Source organism: Sphingobacterium sp. JUb56, from assembly GCF_014191365.1.
GTDB lineage: Bacteria > Bacteroidota > Bacteroidia > Sphingobacteriales > Sphingobacteriaceae > Sphingobacterium > Sphingobacterium anhuiense.
Window position 1 is genome coordinate 486,713 of the sequence record NZ_JACHWL010000001.1, and the last position, 14,749, is coordinate 501,461.

Annotated in this window: 13 protein-coding genes; 3 read left to right on the top strand and 10 right to left on the bottom strand. The window is 34.5% G+C overall.

Going from position 1 to position 14,749, the window contains the following annotated elements:
• Positions 1-148 precede the first annotated feature (148 nt).
• On the top strand, positions 149-673 hold the full coding sequence (locus FHR29_RS01730; RefSeq protein WP_183912005.1) for a hypothetical protein: 525 nt from the start codon (positions 149-151) through the stop codon (positions 671-673).
• A 59-nt stretch (positions 674-732) separates the two neighbouring features.
• Here FHR29_RS01730 and FHR29_RS01735 read toward each other — a convergent pair whose 3' ends face one another.
• Positions 733-1,614, bottom strand: coding sequence for a DUF3078 domain-containing protein (locus FHR29_RS01735; RefSeq protein ID WP_183912007.1), 882 nt, complete (start codon positions 1,612-1,614; stop codon positions 733-735).
• Between the two features lie 497 nt (positions 1,615-2,111).
• On the opposite strand from FHR29_RS01735, the gene rlmH reads away from it, so the two are divergent.
• Positions 2,112-2,585, top strand: a complete 474-nt coding sequence (gene rlmH, locus FHR29_RS01740; RefSeq protein WP_183912009.1) for a 23S rRNA (pseudouridine(1915)-N(3))-methyltransferase RlmH — start codon at positions 2,112-2,114, stop codon at positions 2,583-2,585.
• A gap of 549 nt (positions 2,586-3,134) precedes the next feature.
• On the opposite strand, the gene FHR29_RS01745 is transcribed toward rlmH, so the two are convergent.
• The 4 genes from FHR29_RS01745 to FHR29_RS01760 form a co-directional block, all read right to left on the bottom strand.
• Positions 3,135-3,587 carry an NUDIX domain-containing protein gene (locus FHR29_RS01745; RefSeq protein ID WP_183912011.1) on the bottom strand — a complete coding sequence of 151 codons (453 nt, stop codon included), beginning with the start codon at positions 3,585-3,587 and terminating at the stop codon, positions 3,135-3,137.
• Positions 3,588-3,598: 11 nt separating this feature from the next.
• Entirely contained in the window at positions 3,599-4,402 is an 804-nt protein-coding gene (locus FHR29_RS01750; protein WP_243656022.1) for a DUF1080 domain-containing protein, read from the bottom strand.
• Positions 4,402-5,148: a hypothetical protein gene (locus FHR29_RS01755; protein ID WP_132772619.1), complete on the bottom strand. Its 747-nt coding sequence runs from the start codon at positions 5,146-5,148 to the stop codon at positions 4,402-4,404. Before FHR29_RS01755 ends, FHR29_RS01750 begins: the two co-directional genes overlap by 1 nt.
• An 85-nt stretch (positions 5,149-5,233) precedes the next feature.
• Complete coding sequence (locus tag FHR29_RS01760; RefSeq protein ID WP_183912013.1) at positions 5,234-6,412, bottom strand: DEAD/DEAH box helicase; 1,179 nt, start codon at positions 6,410-6,412, stop codon at positions 5,234-5,236.
• Between the two features lie 212 nt (positions 6,413-6,624).
• Between FHR29_RS01760 and FHR29_RS01765 the strand changes: the two genes are divergently transcribed.
• Positions 6,625-9,039, top strand: coding sequence for a thiamine pyrophosphate-dependent enzyme (locus FHR29_RS01765; RefSeq protein WP_183912015.1), 2,415 nt, complete (start codon positions 6,625-6,627; stop codon positions 9,037-9,039).
• Between the two features lie 20 nt (positions 9,040-9,059).
• On the opposite strand, the gene FHR29_RS01770 is transcribed toward FHR29_RS01765, so the two are convergent.
• From FHR29_RS01770 to FHR29_RS01790, 5 genes are all read right to left on the bottom strand, one after another.
• Complete coding sequence (locus FHR29_RS01770) at positions 9,060-9,920, bottom strand: ROK family protein (RefSeq protein ID WP_021191202.1); 861 nt, start codon at positions 9,918-9,920, stop codon at positions 9,060-9,062.
• Positions 9,910-11,013 carry a chorismate synthase gene (gene aroC, locus FHR29_RS01775; protein WP_021191201.1) on the bottom strand — a complete coding sequence of 368 codons (1,104 nt, stop codon included), beginning with the start codon at positions 11,011-11,013 and terminating at the stop codon, positions 9,910-9,912. Before aroC ends, FHR29_RS01770 begins: the two co-directional genes overlap by 11 nt.
• Before the next feature lie 68 nt (positions 11,014-11,081).
• Positions 11,082-12,329: a 3-phosphoshikimate 1-carboxyvinyltransferase gene (gene aroA / locus FHR29_RS01780; RefSeq protein WP_132772626.1), complete on the bottom strand. Its 1,248-nt coding sequence runs from the start codon at positions 12,327-12,329 to the stop codon at positions 11,082-11,084.
• Positions 12,329-13,435 carry a chorismate mutase gene (locus FHR29_RS01785; protein ID WP_021191200.1) on the bottom strand — a complete coding sequence of 369 codons (1,107 nt, stop codon included), beginning with the start codon at positions 13,433-13,435 and terminating at the stop codon, positions 12,329-12,331. Before FHR29_RS01785 ends, aroA begins: the two co-directional genes overlap by 1 nt.
• A gap of 126 nt (positions 13,436-13,561) precedes the next feature.
• Positions 13,562-14,386, bottom strand: coding sequence for a prephenate dehydratase (locus tag FHR29_RS01790; RefSeq protein ID WP_132772628.1), 825 nt, complete (start codon positions 14,384-14,386; stop codon positions 13,562-13,564).
• Positions 14,387-14,749: the final 363 nt, after the last annotated feature.

Sequence of the window (14,749 nt, forward strand, 5' to 3'; positions counted from 1 at the left end):
TATTATTGGCATTATATTCGGTTTTCAACAGAGCAGGTTTATTACAGACTGGCTTTTTTTGTTTTTAATCGCTATTTCGCCTTACTTTCAACTTTTATTTTTAGTATTTTTGCAGTTCATATTGCATAGCAACTATAACGCAGATCAGATGAAGAAAAAGCAACCGCCCGTTCAAGAAGTAAAAAGACCAGTTGATCAATATTTTGAGAATTTAAATGCAAATTTTCAGAATCCTACGAATCGAATTTTTCAAATTATTTTTTTACCGTTATTCTTTTTTGGTTTAATGGGACTGATTTGGATGATTCCATTTCCTCAATTTGATTTTTTGGTTAAATTAGGATGGCATACTTTTCTGAACTGGGGTTCATTTTTTATTGCCGTGCTTATCTATTATTTTTTAAAGCTTTCTCCAACACTATCTTATGCTGTTTTACTATGTATAGGCATAATGAGTTATTTTATTGTGCAACTCGAATATATTGAGCGGGATGGTGGACCAAGTGTATTACTTGTTTCTGGAGTGATTACAGCAGTTTCTTTAGCTGCATTATGGTGGGGTAAGTCTAAAGAGAATAAAGCTATTTCATTAGGTGAATTTTGGACATTAATTTCCGTAGGTCCTATTTGGCTTTGGCATTTTGTTTTCAGAAAGGTTAAGCTAAAATATTAAAACTTATATAGTTATTTGGAAGCCTTGTTCTTTACTAAGAACAAGGCTTTTTTACATCATTAGAATTTGTAAGTAATACCAGCTCCTAGTATTTGTTTCACTTGTAGATCTGATTTTTTGCCTACTTGAACTCCATTTTCTATTTTAGGAAGTTTGGTGTTATCATCATATATTAACTGTACACCTGCATTTACTGTAATCCATTTGTTCACCTTCATATTTAGATTGGCCGTATAGTCAATATCTACATTTTGTGGCTTCTCTAAATAGTTGGAATAAAGTTTTAGGATATTTTCAAAAGTAACATTCTCCATAATTTGTGTTTTATAATAGGCATCAAATGAAGCACCAAATTCTACGCGTGTATTTTTTCCAGGATCCAGTCCATAATTTGGCGCTAGGCTATCATTCTTAACAATAACAAAGCGAACGGCTGCGGGAGACAAGTTAAATTTTAAATTATCTGATTTTTTATAAGCTATACCGGGACCAAAGCTTAAATAGGCAGGAGCAAAGGCCTCTGATAGCAATTTTTTATTTGCGGATGTATAATCATAACCCTTGGCAAATTGGGTGTTAAAATTAAGAAAAAAGGTGTACAGCCAATGTTCTTTAGCTTGGTAACCCAATAAACTGTTTAAAGATAATCGGTCGTCATTTTTTCTCCAATCTGTTTCCTTTTGAAAAGTTTGACCATAAGCTGCAATTACTTTATTATCCCAGGACCATTTTTCTTTTTTATAGTTGAAGTCATAATTTAAGATTATGTTGCCTGCGAAAGAATTGACTCCCCCGGCAGCCCAATTCGAGAATGAACTTTGGTTAATCAGAAATGTGTTCTCTCCATGTATGGTCCAATTCTTTGTCGAATCAACTTGTGCCTGACCTTTGTTAATTATTAGAAAGATGGCTGTAAACAATAAAAGTTTTATTTTATTCATATTTCATTTTTTTAAGTCTAAAAGCTTAAACACAAAGCCAACTTAGATTGTTTAGTTAAAGTCAATATTTTATTATTAAACAATCAAAAAAAACAACCTTTGTCTAGAAGAACACTGTTTTTTGCAAACAATATGATGTGTATTAAGAATCACTATTCTTAAAAAAGTAATTGCTCAGATCTAAATAGGAATTAGAAAAGGAGGTCATATGGAACTGTTTGTGATCAAGATGATTATTTGATTGTTGTGCTAGTTTTTTATTAGGGGAGAGGGTTTGGTCGTAATCCGATGTCTGAAAAATAGGATACAGATTGATGCATCATTTACTTGTGAGTCGATTTGGCAGCAGGTGTTAGGACTTTGATAGAAATAGGGTAGCTTTAACTGTTCCAAATCTAGCATATTAAACAAAGTTAATAGTTCGCTTGTTTAATAATTGGAACTTTTATTACAAAATAATCAAAAAATAAGTCATTTTTGTAGAAAGAGAATGATTTATGAAAATAACTTTGTTGTGCATTGGGAAGACAGATGATAAATATTTGATTGAAGGAATTGAAAAATACTTGAAACGATTAAAGTTTTATATAACCTTCAATCTCGTAGTTATTCCAGATATCAAGAATAGTAAAAATCTAACGAAAGAACAACAAAAGGAAAAGGAAGCACAACTTTTGCTGAAACATATTAATTCTTTGGATACTGTTGTTTTACTGGATGAGTTTGGGAAGGAGTATCGTTCTTTGGAATTTGCTTCTTATTTGGAAAAGAATATGATTCAGAGTACGCAGCATCTTATCTTTGTTATAGGAGGGCCTTATGGTTTTGATGATCAGATTTATCAGCGTGCTAATCAGAAAATATCATTATCAAAGATGACATTTTCGCATCAGATGATTCGTTTGTTTTTTGTTGAGCAGACCTATCGCGCATTTTCAATTTTAAAAGGTGAGCCTTATCATCACGAATAATTGTGGAATTAATATAATTTATGCATCAATTAAAGAAAGGAGTTACATATGTTACCAAGTAAAAGAGATTATCACTTTAAGAGCGATGATAATAATTCAGGAGTCACTAAGATTATTATTATTGTTTGTATTATTATTGTCTTGCTTTTGGCTTATTTTGTCTAAACGATTTATAGCACGAACTTTTCTTAAGAGGTTCTATTCTTTGTTTAGAGCCTCTTTTAGTTTTAGTGATTTGATTATAATTGCGTAGAGATCCTGCATAAGAGTATATATTTTCAATATAATTTTTGAAGCAATATAAGTTCATGCACTTAAGTGTCTGGACTTTTATTAAAAAAAATAGGCGATACCGGGAGTATCGCCATAAAATCACACTAACTATTAAAAAACCTATAGAACTAGGAATTTGCAAAATTCAGTATACCAAAGTTTTACGTTTATAAATCTGGAATAATCTTAACAAAATAACTGATTAGGTTCCTTCTACAAAAGGTAATTTTTTTATTGGTATACGTAAATTTAATGTTTTTTTTTATAAATACAAATTTATTTTATATCCTTATAAAAAATATTCCATGCCATTTGATCGGTTTTGAATGTTAGATTAATTTCTTTCAAGTTTTCTATTTTTACCCATCTAAAAGATTGCGCTTTACCATCGTCATATTCCTGGCCTTCAAAGTCAAATTCTTTTTTTGTGGTTCGGATCTGAATGGGGGTGCTGTTTTTGATTAAATAATATATTGAAATAATCTGACTGTCATTAAAGCTTGATTTTTCATAAAAATCAGTTGTATAGATGTGTGATAAGATTTCAATATCAAAGTTGCATTCTTCTTGATATTCTCTTTTTAGGGCATCAATAAGTCCTTCTCCGTATTCTAAACCACCTCCAGGAAATTTGGTGAACGATACATTTTCAGTTTTCTCATCGCTGATGAGTACTTCATTATCATCATTAATCAAAATTCCATATACTCTTACATTAAAAGGAAACATGTGCTATTATTTTATTTTTTTGATAAATCTTTAAGATAAATATTTTTGAATTCCACAGGCTGACCTTCGCTTTGCAAGGCTATAAATCCTTGTTTTAGCTTTTTGCCATCAATTTTTATTCTTGGGTCATACCTATTTGCCACTCCGCCACCTATCGTTGGCTGGCTATATTGAAGGACAGTATCCCCATTAATGATATGTGTTATCAATGAATCACCATGTACGATCAATTCTGCTTTGACCCATTGATCTCCATCATATGTTTTAGAGGTTGATTCTAGACAATGTGATTCCAATTTTTTTCCTTTATAGACGATATCTGTTCCTGGAGAACACATATTGCCGGTTGGTCTCGGCTTTCCATCGCTTAACCCTCCTAAAAATTGCATTTCAACTGAGATTGGCCAATCCTGCTCTTTAGGCATCGTTCTTGGATCTTGTGAATGAAACATAAGTCCGCTATTCCGTAAGGTATAGGATGGTGCACCCTTTTGTAAATCTCCATAGAATCGATATTCTAGCTTAACGTGATAATCTGAATAGGGCGTTTTATAATAAAGATGTCCATATTGCTCATTAAAATCACCATAGCCATCGTAATTGACTTGTATTACACCGTCTTTTACTCGGAAGGTATTGGCAAAGTTTACATCAACATCATGATGGTGTATTTTCACAATCCAATTATCAAGATTTCTTCCGTTGAACAGACTGATCCACCCGTTCTTATTTTGATTTTTTGAATGATGCTGTGTAGCACAGGCAGCAGACAGTGCTAATAAGCCGATCGGCAATATATATTTGAGTTTCATCATTATAAAGGCATAAAACCATTTTCAACTGTTTGCTCGTCTATACCCATGTAGGAATAATGCCTCGGTAAAAACCAAGATATAGATGCCATAATTTGTTTAAAATCTTGCTCAGTCTGAAACATAGCTGGTGTAATATTAAAAACTAAATCCTGACTTACCAAAGTTTCATCATCATAATTTCTTGCTATCAACATAATTTTGGGTTCTTTGATCCCCATGTTTACTAAGTATTCTCTCAAATTATGGCGTAAGTCTTTTGGTAGAATTGTTTCTGAAGGTTGTCCCACTAAGATTTTTTCATCTTTATCAATGTGAGCCTCTTCCGTTTTTTTTGAAAAAATAGACTCATCAGAATAGAATTCATTATTTAAGGAATAGTTGACTAGGTCACCATATGAGAAGATCCAGTCTGGTTGCTCTTGATGTGTATTAATAGCAAGCCCCATACCTTTTTTGAGAAGGAATGATTTCAATTTATGTTTGATCACAAAAGCTTGAAAATTTTGATCTTTCGGTGCATTTTCTAATTGAAAATAAGGATATCCATCAGGACCTATGATTAGTTCTGATGCTGCCAGCTGGAAGGTTGACTCACCTATGTTGTCTAAAAATTCTGCTACCCATTTTTCATCACGTTCTTTAAACGGAATCTCCAGTAAAGAATTAATATTGATAGTTTTTGAAAGATCCCCTAGCAGATTTTCATTTGAGTTTTCACTGTCGTTAAATAAATGTACCGTACTCATATTAAATTTCGATCATTATGATAATTAGTAAAAATAGACATTTTATTAGGAATGGGATATAAGGATGTGCAACAATTTCGATTCCTTATTTTTTTTTCTTCTTAGCTGTTTTGACTTGACTTGTGGAAATCATTTGTTCCCAGGTTAATATATAAGGGTGCTGGTCGTTTATTTTTATTTGTCTATTTAATGATAATTGTAATTGGATCCACTTGTTATTGTCTTGTGCGTCGCAAAAGGTATAAGCTTTACCTGTTGTCATACTTCTTCCTGTTCTCCCAATTCTATGCGTGTATAAGGAATCACTATCCGGGACTTCGTAATTTATTACTATGGGAAGGTTTTCGATATCCACTCCTCTAGCCAGTAGGTCTGTGGCAACAAGTATCTGAATTTCTTTTGATTTAAAAGCCGTTAATAGTTGCGTTCTATTTTTCTGCGCTTTATCTGCGTAAAGCCCTTCGGCGACAATTCCTTCTTTTTTTAAATCCGCTACGATACGATCTACTGCATGTGTTGTTCTGCTAAAGATCAGTATCTGTTCTTCCGGGTTTAACTCGATTAAGTACTTGATCAGATTTTTTTTATTGGTTCTGTCTACATAAAATACACTTTCTTCGATCGTGCATTTCTTCACTTCCTTTTCTATTTCAATTTTAATTGGATTTTTCAACGTTTTATTCACAATTTTCAAAATATCTTTAGGAAGTGTAGCTGAAAAGTAAAGGCTTTGTTTTTTATTTGGTAAATGCTTTAAAATTTGATTTACTTCTTTAATAAAACCTAGCTGTAATAACTGATCAAACTCATCTATAACCAGCGTTTTAATAGTATTACATGTAATTTTCCCTTGGTCAATAAGATCTAAGATACGGCCAGGGGTCGCTATAAGTATAGTAGGACTTTGCAATAGTCCTGCTAGCTGCATATCATAAGCCTGTCCTCCAACAAGTGTGATGGTTGTAACGGGGTAGCTTTGAATGAGCTTATTTATACGGCTTTGTGTTTGCAACGCTAATTCTCTTGTAGGATTTAATATAAGTGTCTGCTCCTGTAATGTAATTTCTTGTGTGAAATAGCGATGTAAGATGGGTATTGTAAACGCTTCGGTTTTTCCTGTTCCTGTAGGAGCAATCGCAATAAGATCTTTTTTATTTAGTATATGAGGAATCACAAGTTCTTGAACGGATGTCAGGATTGTGAATCCTGATTGCTCTAAGATGGATAAAAGACTTGAATGAATATTAAGATCTTGAAATTTCAAAGTTTTGATGTTTTATTTTACCAAAGATAAGATTTAGTGACTAAATTGATAATATTCTTTAGTAGAGTAGCTATAAGCTAATTGTAAGTGCTAATTCCGTTAAGCAATTATTTATATTGTTTAAATAGCTATCTCCAATTATTTATTAATGTTAATAATGATTATTTTAGAATATTATTTTTATTAAATTTGTTGGAAACTGAAAATATAATATGTTGGAAACCACATTAGACCAAGGCAGTGATTTAAATTCGAAATTAAGTTTTGATGACTTTAGAAAGATCATTGTTGAAGATTATAGGGTTGCAGTAGAGAGCAGATATGTTAGTCTATTGGGACGTAAGGAAGTCTTAACAGGAAAAGCAAAATTTGGAATTTTTGGAGATGGGAAGGAACTGGCGCAGATTGCAGTGTCTAAAGTATTTCAAAAGGGTGATTGGCGTTCCGGATATTATAGGGACCAAACCTTGGCCTTTGCAAGTGGAATGACCTCAATTTATCATTTTTTTTCGCAATTATATGCTCATCCTGATGTTGAGTATGATCCATCTTCTGCGGGGCGTCAAATGAATTGTCATTTTTCAGTCCGTGTTATTGATGAGGAAGGTAATTGGTTGGACCAAACGAAGCAAAAGAATACTTTCTCAGATATTTCGACTACTGGCGGGCAAATGGCTCGTATCTTAGGTCTTGGCCTAGCTTCAAAACTGTATCGTGAGAATCCGAATTTATCTTATTTAAAGTATTTTTCTAATGGGGGTAATGAGGTTGTCTTTTGTTCTGTAGGTAATGCGTCAACTTCAGAGGGAGTATTTTTCGAAGTTGTCAATGCTGTAGGTGTTAAACAGATTCCTGTTGTTATTTCGATATGGGATGACGGCTATGGAATCTCGGTTCCGAATGAGGTGCAAACGACTAAAGGGGATATCTCCGAAGTTTTGAAAGGATTTCAGAAGGAAGATGGATCTAACGGTTTTGAGATATTTAAAGTAAAAGGCTGGGATTACCCAGGACTTTGTCAGGCTTATGAGCGAGCTGCAAAATATGCTAGGGAGCACCATACGCCTTGTATTGTTCATGTTATCGAGTTGACTCAACCACAGGGGCATTCTTCTTCTGGTTCTCATGAACGTTATAAGTCGAAAGAGCGTTTAAACTGGGAGCTTGAGCATGATTGTATTGCTAAAATGCATCAATGGTTGATTGATTCGGATATTGCAACTGCTGAGCAGTTGAATTTAATTGATGAAGAAGCGAAGGATTTCGTGAGGAAGGAGCAGAGACGTGCCTGGTCTGATTATAATAAAGCTTTAGCTGTTGATGCTTCACAGGCTATTGGACTTTTAAGTCAAATTGATGACGAACTGGTCGAATTACCTTTAAAACAATTGCAATCTTTAACTGAACCTTCTTTGAAGGAGGTTTATAGTACTGTCCGCAAGGTTATTCGTGAACTGAAAGGGAAGGATATTGAAGGTAAAGGTGCTTTATTGGCTTGGTATAAACTTCAACAAGGGGTAAATGAATCCCGATATAATTCGAAATTATTTACCACAGGAGTTGATGGTCCGGAAAATGTCCAAGTTATCGCCCCTCAATATTCTGATGATGCTAAATTTATTGACGGCCGGGAAGTTCTTAACTTATGCTTCGAAGAGAATTTCCGTCGAGATGAGCGCTTGTTAGCATTTGGTGAGGATGTTGGTAAAATTGGTGATGTAAATCAAGGGTTTGCTGGTCTACAAGAGAAGTTTGGAGAACATAGAGTATTTGATACTGGAATTAGAGAGAATTCTATTATAGGGAAAGGAATTGGATTGGCTATTAGGGGACTTAAGCCTATTGCTGAAATTCAATATTTAGATTATCTTCTTTATGGTATTACGGTGGCGAGTGATGACTTGGCGAGTTTGAGTTATCGTACGTTTGGGGGACAGAAAGCGCCTGTTATTATTCGTACTCGTGGTCATCGTTTAGAGGGTATCTGGCATTCGGGTTCCCCAATGTCTATGATCTTGGGGACTTTAAGGGGGCTGCATATTTGTGTTCCTCGTAATATGACTCAAGCTGCTGGAATGTATAATACTTTGTTTAGATCCGATGAGCCTGCTCTTGTGATCGAGTGTTTAAATGGTTATCGTTTAAAAGAACGTTTACCAGATAATATTGGTGACTTTACGATCCCGATTGGTTATGCTGAGTGCATTAGAGTAGGTGCTGATATTACTGTTGTTTCATATGGTTCTACTTTACGTGTGGTCGAAGAGGCTGCGATGGAACTGGATCGATTGGGCATCAGTGTTGAAATTATTGATGCTCAAACTTTACAGCCTTTTGATAAAGCTCATTTATGTGCTGAATCGTTAAAAAAGACGAATAAATTATTGGTTGTGGATGAGGATGTCCCTGGTGGTGCATCGGCATTTATAATGCAGCAAATATTGGAGGATCAAAATGGTTATTATTTATTAGATAGTCAGCCTAGAACGTTGAGTGCTAAAGCACATAGGCCTCCTTATGGCTCTGATGGTGATTATTTCACAAAACCTTCGAGCGATGATATTGTGGAAACTGTCTTTGAAATGATGAACGAAGGTAATCCGGATAAATATCCCTCACTATTTTAGTCAGTGAGGGATAGATACTTTTATGAGAATTGAGCGGCAGCACCAATAATTGCCGCCTCTTCTCCTAGAATTGCAGTTTTTATATTATATGCTTCTACTTGATTTTTCTTTTGACCCAATAGTATAGGTAGTGCTTTTGCAATATTTCCTCCGATTACAAAGTCTATACAATTATATTTTTTACTGAAGAAATCAAGAAAATCCAATAAATGGATGCTATATTCCTCACATAATATGCTAAAGGCAGGGTTTTGTTGATGCTCATTGATAATTTGTTTAAGTCCCGTTACTTCAATATCTGTAAGTTCCTTAAACCGTTTTATAAACCATCTGGTTACTAAAAACTCTTCAAAAATTAAATCTTTATATGGTGTGTTCCAAAGATCGGCATCGAAAGATTTTTCTCCTTTGTTCCAGACTGCTGAACCGAGACCTGTACCTAAAGTGATTCCTAAAATTCTTTCTTTTGTATTCAGATGTTGAGCAAAAACCTCTCCTTGCAAAAAAGCCGCGGCATCGTTAATGAAATGAATATTTTGTTCTGGAATTCCTATTAATGTTGCCAACGGGGTTTTGACATTCATTTTATATAGGTCATCATATTTGCTTTGTCCAGTCATCATAGACACACCATTTTCATAATCGAAAGGGCCAGGCATTGCTATTCCAATGTGTTTTACCATAGATCCAGCAGCTTCTACGCAACTGTTAATTGTGTTTGCCCAAGTAAGGAAAATCGATTTAGCATTTTCTTGCGAAAAAACGTGGTTTCTCACCACGTTATTCGGAATAATTTTCCAATCTAATTTATTTACTATAGCGGCGCTAATATGTGTGCCGCCGATATCCACTCCTAAAATGAATTCACTTTTATCTGACATTTTTGTAACTAGATTGTTTTAATAAATGATCAGCAATAACTAATGCAGCCATTGCCTCAACAATAATAACAGCTCGGGAAACTACACAAGGATCATGTCTTCCTTTTCCTTGAACTGTAGCTTCATTACCATTTGAATCAATTGTCTGTTGATCTCTCATAATAGTAGCAACAGGCTTGAAAGCTGTTTTAAATGTGATGTCCATACCATTTGAAATACCACCTTGTATTCCTCCAGAGAAATTGGTATGGGTTTTAGTACGATGGATATCATGTTCTTCAGATACAAAAAGATCGTTATGCTGTGAACCTAGTAATTCAGAACCAGCAAATCCTGATCCATATTCGAAACCGTGTACGGCATTGATGCTCATCATTGCCTTAGCTAGATCCGCATGTAATTTGTCAAAAACAGGTTCACCCAATCCGACTGGTACATTTCTAATAATAGTTGAAATGCGTCCTCCTACAGTATCACCTGATTTACGAACAGCATCAATGAATTCAATCATTTCATTCGCTGTAGCAGGATCAGCACATCGTGCAATATTAGATTCTCTCAAATCTAACAATGCTTCTAAATCTTTTGTATCTAAATTTGGAGATTCAATTTTGCCAACACCTGATACGTGCGCAAATATTTCTATTCCATGTTGTTTTAAAAAGGATTTGGCAATTGCTCCTGCGGCAACTCTAGCTGCAGTTTCTCTAGCCGATGAGCGACCTCCACCTCGGTAATCACGATGACCATATTTCATATGATATGTATAGTCTGCGTGTGATGGTCTAAAGATATCTTTTATATGTGAGTAATCTTTCGATCTTTGATCTTCGTTTGGGATAAGTATGGCAATAGGTGTTCCTGTAGACTTGCCCTCAAATACGCCAGAAAGAATTTGTGCTGTATCACTTTCTTTGCGTTGTGTGGTTATTTTTGATTGACCGGGCTTACGTTTATCAAGTTCTGATTGGATAAAGTCCTCATCAATAGCTATATTTGGAGGACAGCCATCTAAAATAACACCAATCGCTTTTCCGTGAGATTCCCCAAAAGTGCTAATTCTAAATAAATCGCCAAATGAATTTCCTGCCATGATTTAATATAATTTCTATAAATATAGGTAAAACCGCAATAATAGGAGCATTATTGCGGTATTTTTTGCTAAGTAATAATAAATTTGTGCTCAGCTAAATGTTTCCAGAAGTCTGGATAAGATTTTTCGACAACCTGTGGTTCCTCAATATTAATACTTTTGAATATTAATGCAAGTGGGGCAAATGCCATTGCCATTCTATGATCTTCATATGTGGCGAAAGAAACAGCTGTTGGTTCGAAGACTTCATCAGTTTTGATATGATAAGTGGTTCCATCTTCGATCAATTTTGCTCCGAATTTAGCAATTTCTGTTTTTAAAGCTAAAATTCGATCTGTTTCTTTAATTTTCAATGTTTCTAAACCTGTAAGTGATATATCGCGTCTTAATGCAGCCGCTATAACTACTACTGTCTGTGCTAAATCTGGGCATTCTTTCATGTCAAAAAATGTTTTCCCAGAAGGCTCACTTATTTTTGTAAGGTGTAAACCATCTTGTTCAAAAGCTGAGGCAACACCAAAGTGGCTCATAATTTCAACAATTGCTATATCACCTTGTAGACTACTTTTTTTCAATCCGGGAAGTATGATCGATCCTGAATTAGAAAGTGCTACTATGGCATACCAATAAGACGCCGCGCTCCAATCAGGTTCGACATAAATCGTTGCTTCCTTTGTTTCTTGATTTGGAATATGAATGGTATTATGCAACCATTCGTATTGAATACCAACTTCTTTCAACATATTCAACGTCATGGTGACATAAGGTCGTGAAGTAAGTTCGCCTTCAATTTCAAGTGTTAAACCTTTTTTTAAGGATGCCGCAATGAGCAATAGAGCTGAAATATATTGACTGCTAATATTTCCCTTAATTGAAATTTTATCCTTACTCTGAATCATGCCACCTTCTATATGAAGAGGTGGGAAGCCAGATTTTGCTTCGTAATGAATATCAGCTCCGATAGTCTTGAGCGCGTCAACTAAAATACCGATAGGTCTTTGTTGCATACGTTCTGAACCGGTTAGAATGAAATTTCCTTTAATCAGATTAAGATAGGCTGTTAAAAAACGCATTGCGGTCCCTGCGGGTCCAATATCAATTTTGGTTAGTTCAGATTGCGTATTGGTAGCTAGCAGAAGAGCCTTCTTTAGTGTAACTGTATCAAAAGCTTGCGAAAGATTTTCTATTTGTACTTTCTCTTTTCCCAATGCTTGAATAATAAGGGCACGGTTGCTTTCTGATTTTGAACCAGTAAGTTGAACCGTACCATTAATACTTTTAGATGGGTGAGTAAGTGTAATCACCTGTTGACTCATTATGCCTCCGCAGTAGGTTGAGTATTCATGATTGCATTCTGTTTACGAATTGATTCATTATGAATTAATTCTAAGAATTTAACTGCAAAATCATTGCTCAAAGTTAATGCTTCAGCGAGCTGCGTGCGTTTTTGAACGATTTCGTCCCAACGGTTAACTTGTAAGATTGTGACACTATTATCACGCTTGTATTCGCCAATTTTTTCAGCAATTTTCATACGTTCACCAATTTTTTGAATAATTAGATCATCTAATTTATCGATGCTTGTACGTAATTCTGCTAATTTATCTTCAAAAGCTTGATTATCTGAGTCTGCTTTACGTAAGTTTAAGTGATCAATTAAATCAGCCAAAGCCGCTGGAGTAACTTGTTGTTTTGCATCAGTCCAAGCAACTGAAGGGTCAATATGTGATTCAATGATCAATCCTTGTAAATCCATATCCATTGCTTTTTGAGAAATGTACGGCAACAATTCACGGTTACCACAGATATGGCTTGGATCGTTGATAATTGGCAAATCAGGACATAATGATTTTAATTGAATCGCAAGATCCCACATTGGTTCGTTACGGAAAGCTGATTTTTCGTAAGAAGAGAAACCTCTATGAATAGCTCCTAATCTTTTGATTCCCGCACGGTTAATACGCTCTAAAGCACCAAACCATAATGATAAATCAGGGTTTACCGGGTTTTTAACGAATACAGGGATATCTACTCCAACTAATGCATCAGCAATTTCTTGCACAGTAAATGGGTTTGCAGTAGAGCGCGCTCCAATCCATAACACATCTACGCCAGCAGCTAATGCTTCTTCAACATGCTTCGCTGTTGCAACCTCTGTCGCTGTCAATAATCCTGTCTCTGCTTTTGCTCTTTTCAACCATTCTAAACCAATAGAACCAATACCTTCAAATTCTCCTGGACGAGTACGTGGTTTCCATATACCTGCACGTAAGATGTTTACTTTACCAGTATTTGCTAATAAATGCGCTGTTGAAACCAATTGATCTTCTGTTTCAGCACTACAAGGTCCTGCTATAATTAAAGGCTTGTCTCCTGTATCTAACCAAGATTTTAAAGGGACGATATCTAATGTGTTTTTCATTATTATGTAATTTTATTTTTTTAGTGGTTATGAAGTTATCATGATCATTTTTCGTTATTTTTCGAGCGCTTTAGGCCATGATGATTTCAATATCTATTGTGAGTTTTACTTTTTATTTATTAGAACTTATATGCGGTCATTTTTTACATATTCACCCATAATATTAAAATTGATGCTGTGTTTTAATACTTTACGAATAGCAGCGTCATAATCTGATTGCTTTTTCCATTCCACATCAACGAAAAAATCATATTCATTTCTTTTTCCTATGACAGGCATAGATTGGATTTTACTTAGGTTAATATTTTGATCAGCAAAGCATTGTAAAATCGAAGCTAAAGAACCTACCGAGTTTCCTGTTTGAAAGGATAAAGAAGCTTTATTTGCACTTGCTTGTTCTTCGACATCATTGGATAACACTAAGAATCTCGTACTATTTTTTTTGTTAGTTTCAATCTTTGCTTCTAATATATTGAGACCATACGTTTTTGCAGCAAGTGTACCTGCAATAGCAGCAGTGTCAGTTAATTTTTGATTTGCCACTTTTGCTGCTGAAGCCGCTGTATCTGAACTTTCTGATATTTTAACATCTGGTAATTCCTGCAAGAACTCTTCGCATTGGCGAATGGCCATTTGATGCGATTCTATGAATTTTATATCAGCAAGTTTAACTCCTGGTAAAGCCAATAAATTTTGATGAATGCTTAAGGCAATTTCACCTACAATGTTGAATTTATAATCTCTCAAAAGATTATAATTGGGTAAGATACTTCCCGCAATTGAGTTTTCAATAGCCATTACAACATAATCAACTTTTTTCTGCTTTAATAATTCGCAGGTTTTTTTAAAAGTATCGCATTCTATCGTTTCGATGTCTTCACCGAAGTACTTAAATGATGCTTCTTCATGAAAGGAAGCTTTTACTCCCTGTATTGCAATTTTTAAACCCATTGTTTGTTTTATATGTTCTTAGAAAAAGCAAAAGTTCCGATTGTTGATCGGAACTTTTGCTTTTTAATATCTTGTGATAATTACAAATTCGTCCCTGCTCTTATTGTCTAAAATAAAAGTAATTGAAAAAATATGTAGTCGTCGTTTTCATTATTTGTTCGTTTCGATATTTCAAATATACGGATGTTTTTTATAAATGCAAGATAAAAATTAAATATTTTTTTAGCCGTAATTTTATGTGTTTTTTAATTAAGAAAACAGCTATTTTTTTAGCTGTTTTTTATGTAATTTTTTATGTACTTTTTGTGTTCGATATCCTTGTTTATTTTGTTTAAATGCATATAAATTATAATATAGATTATT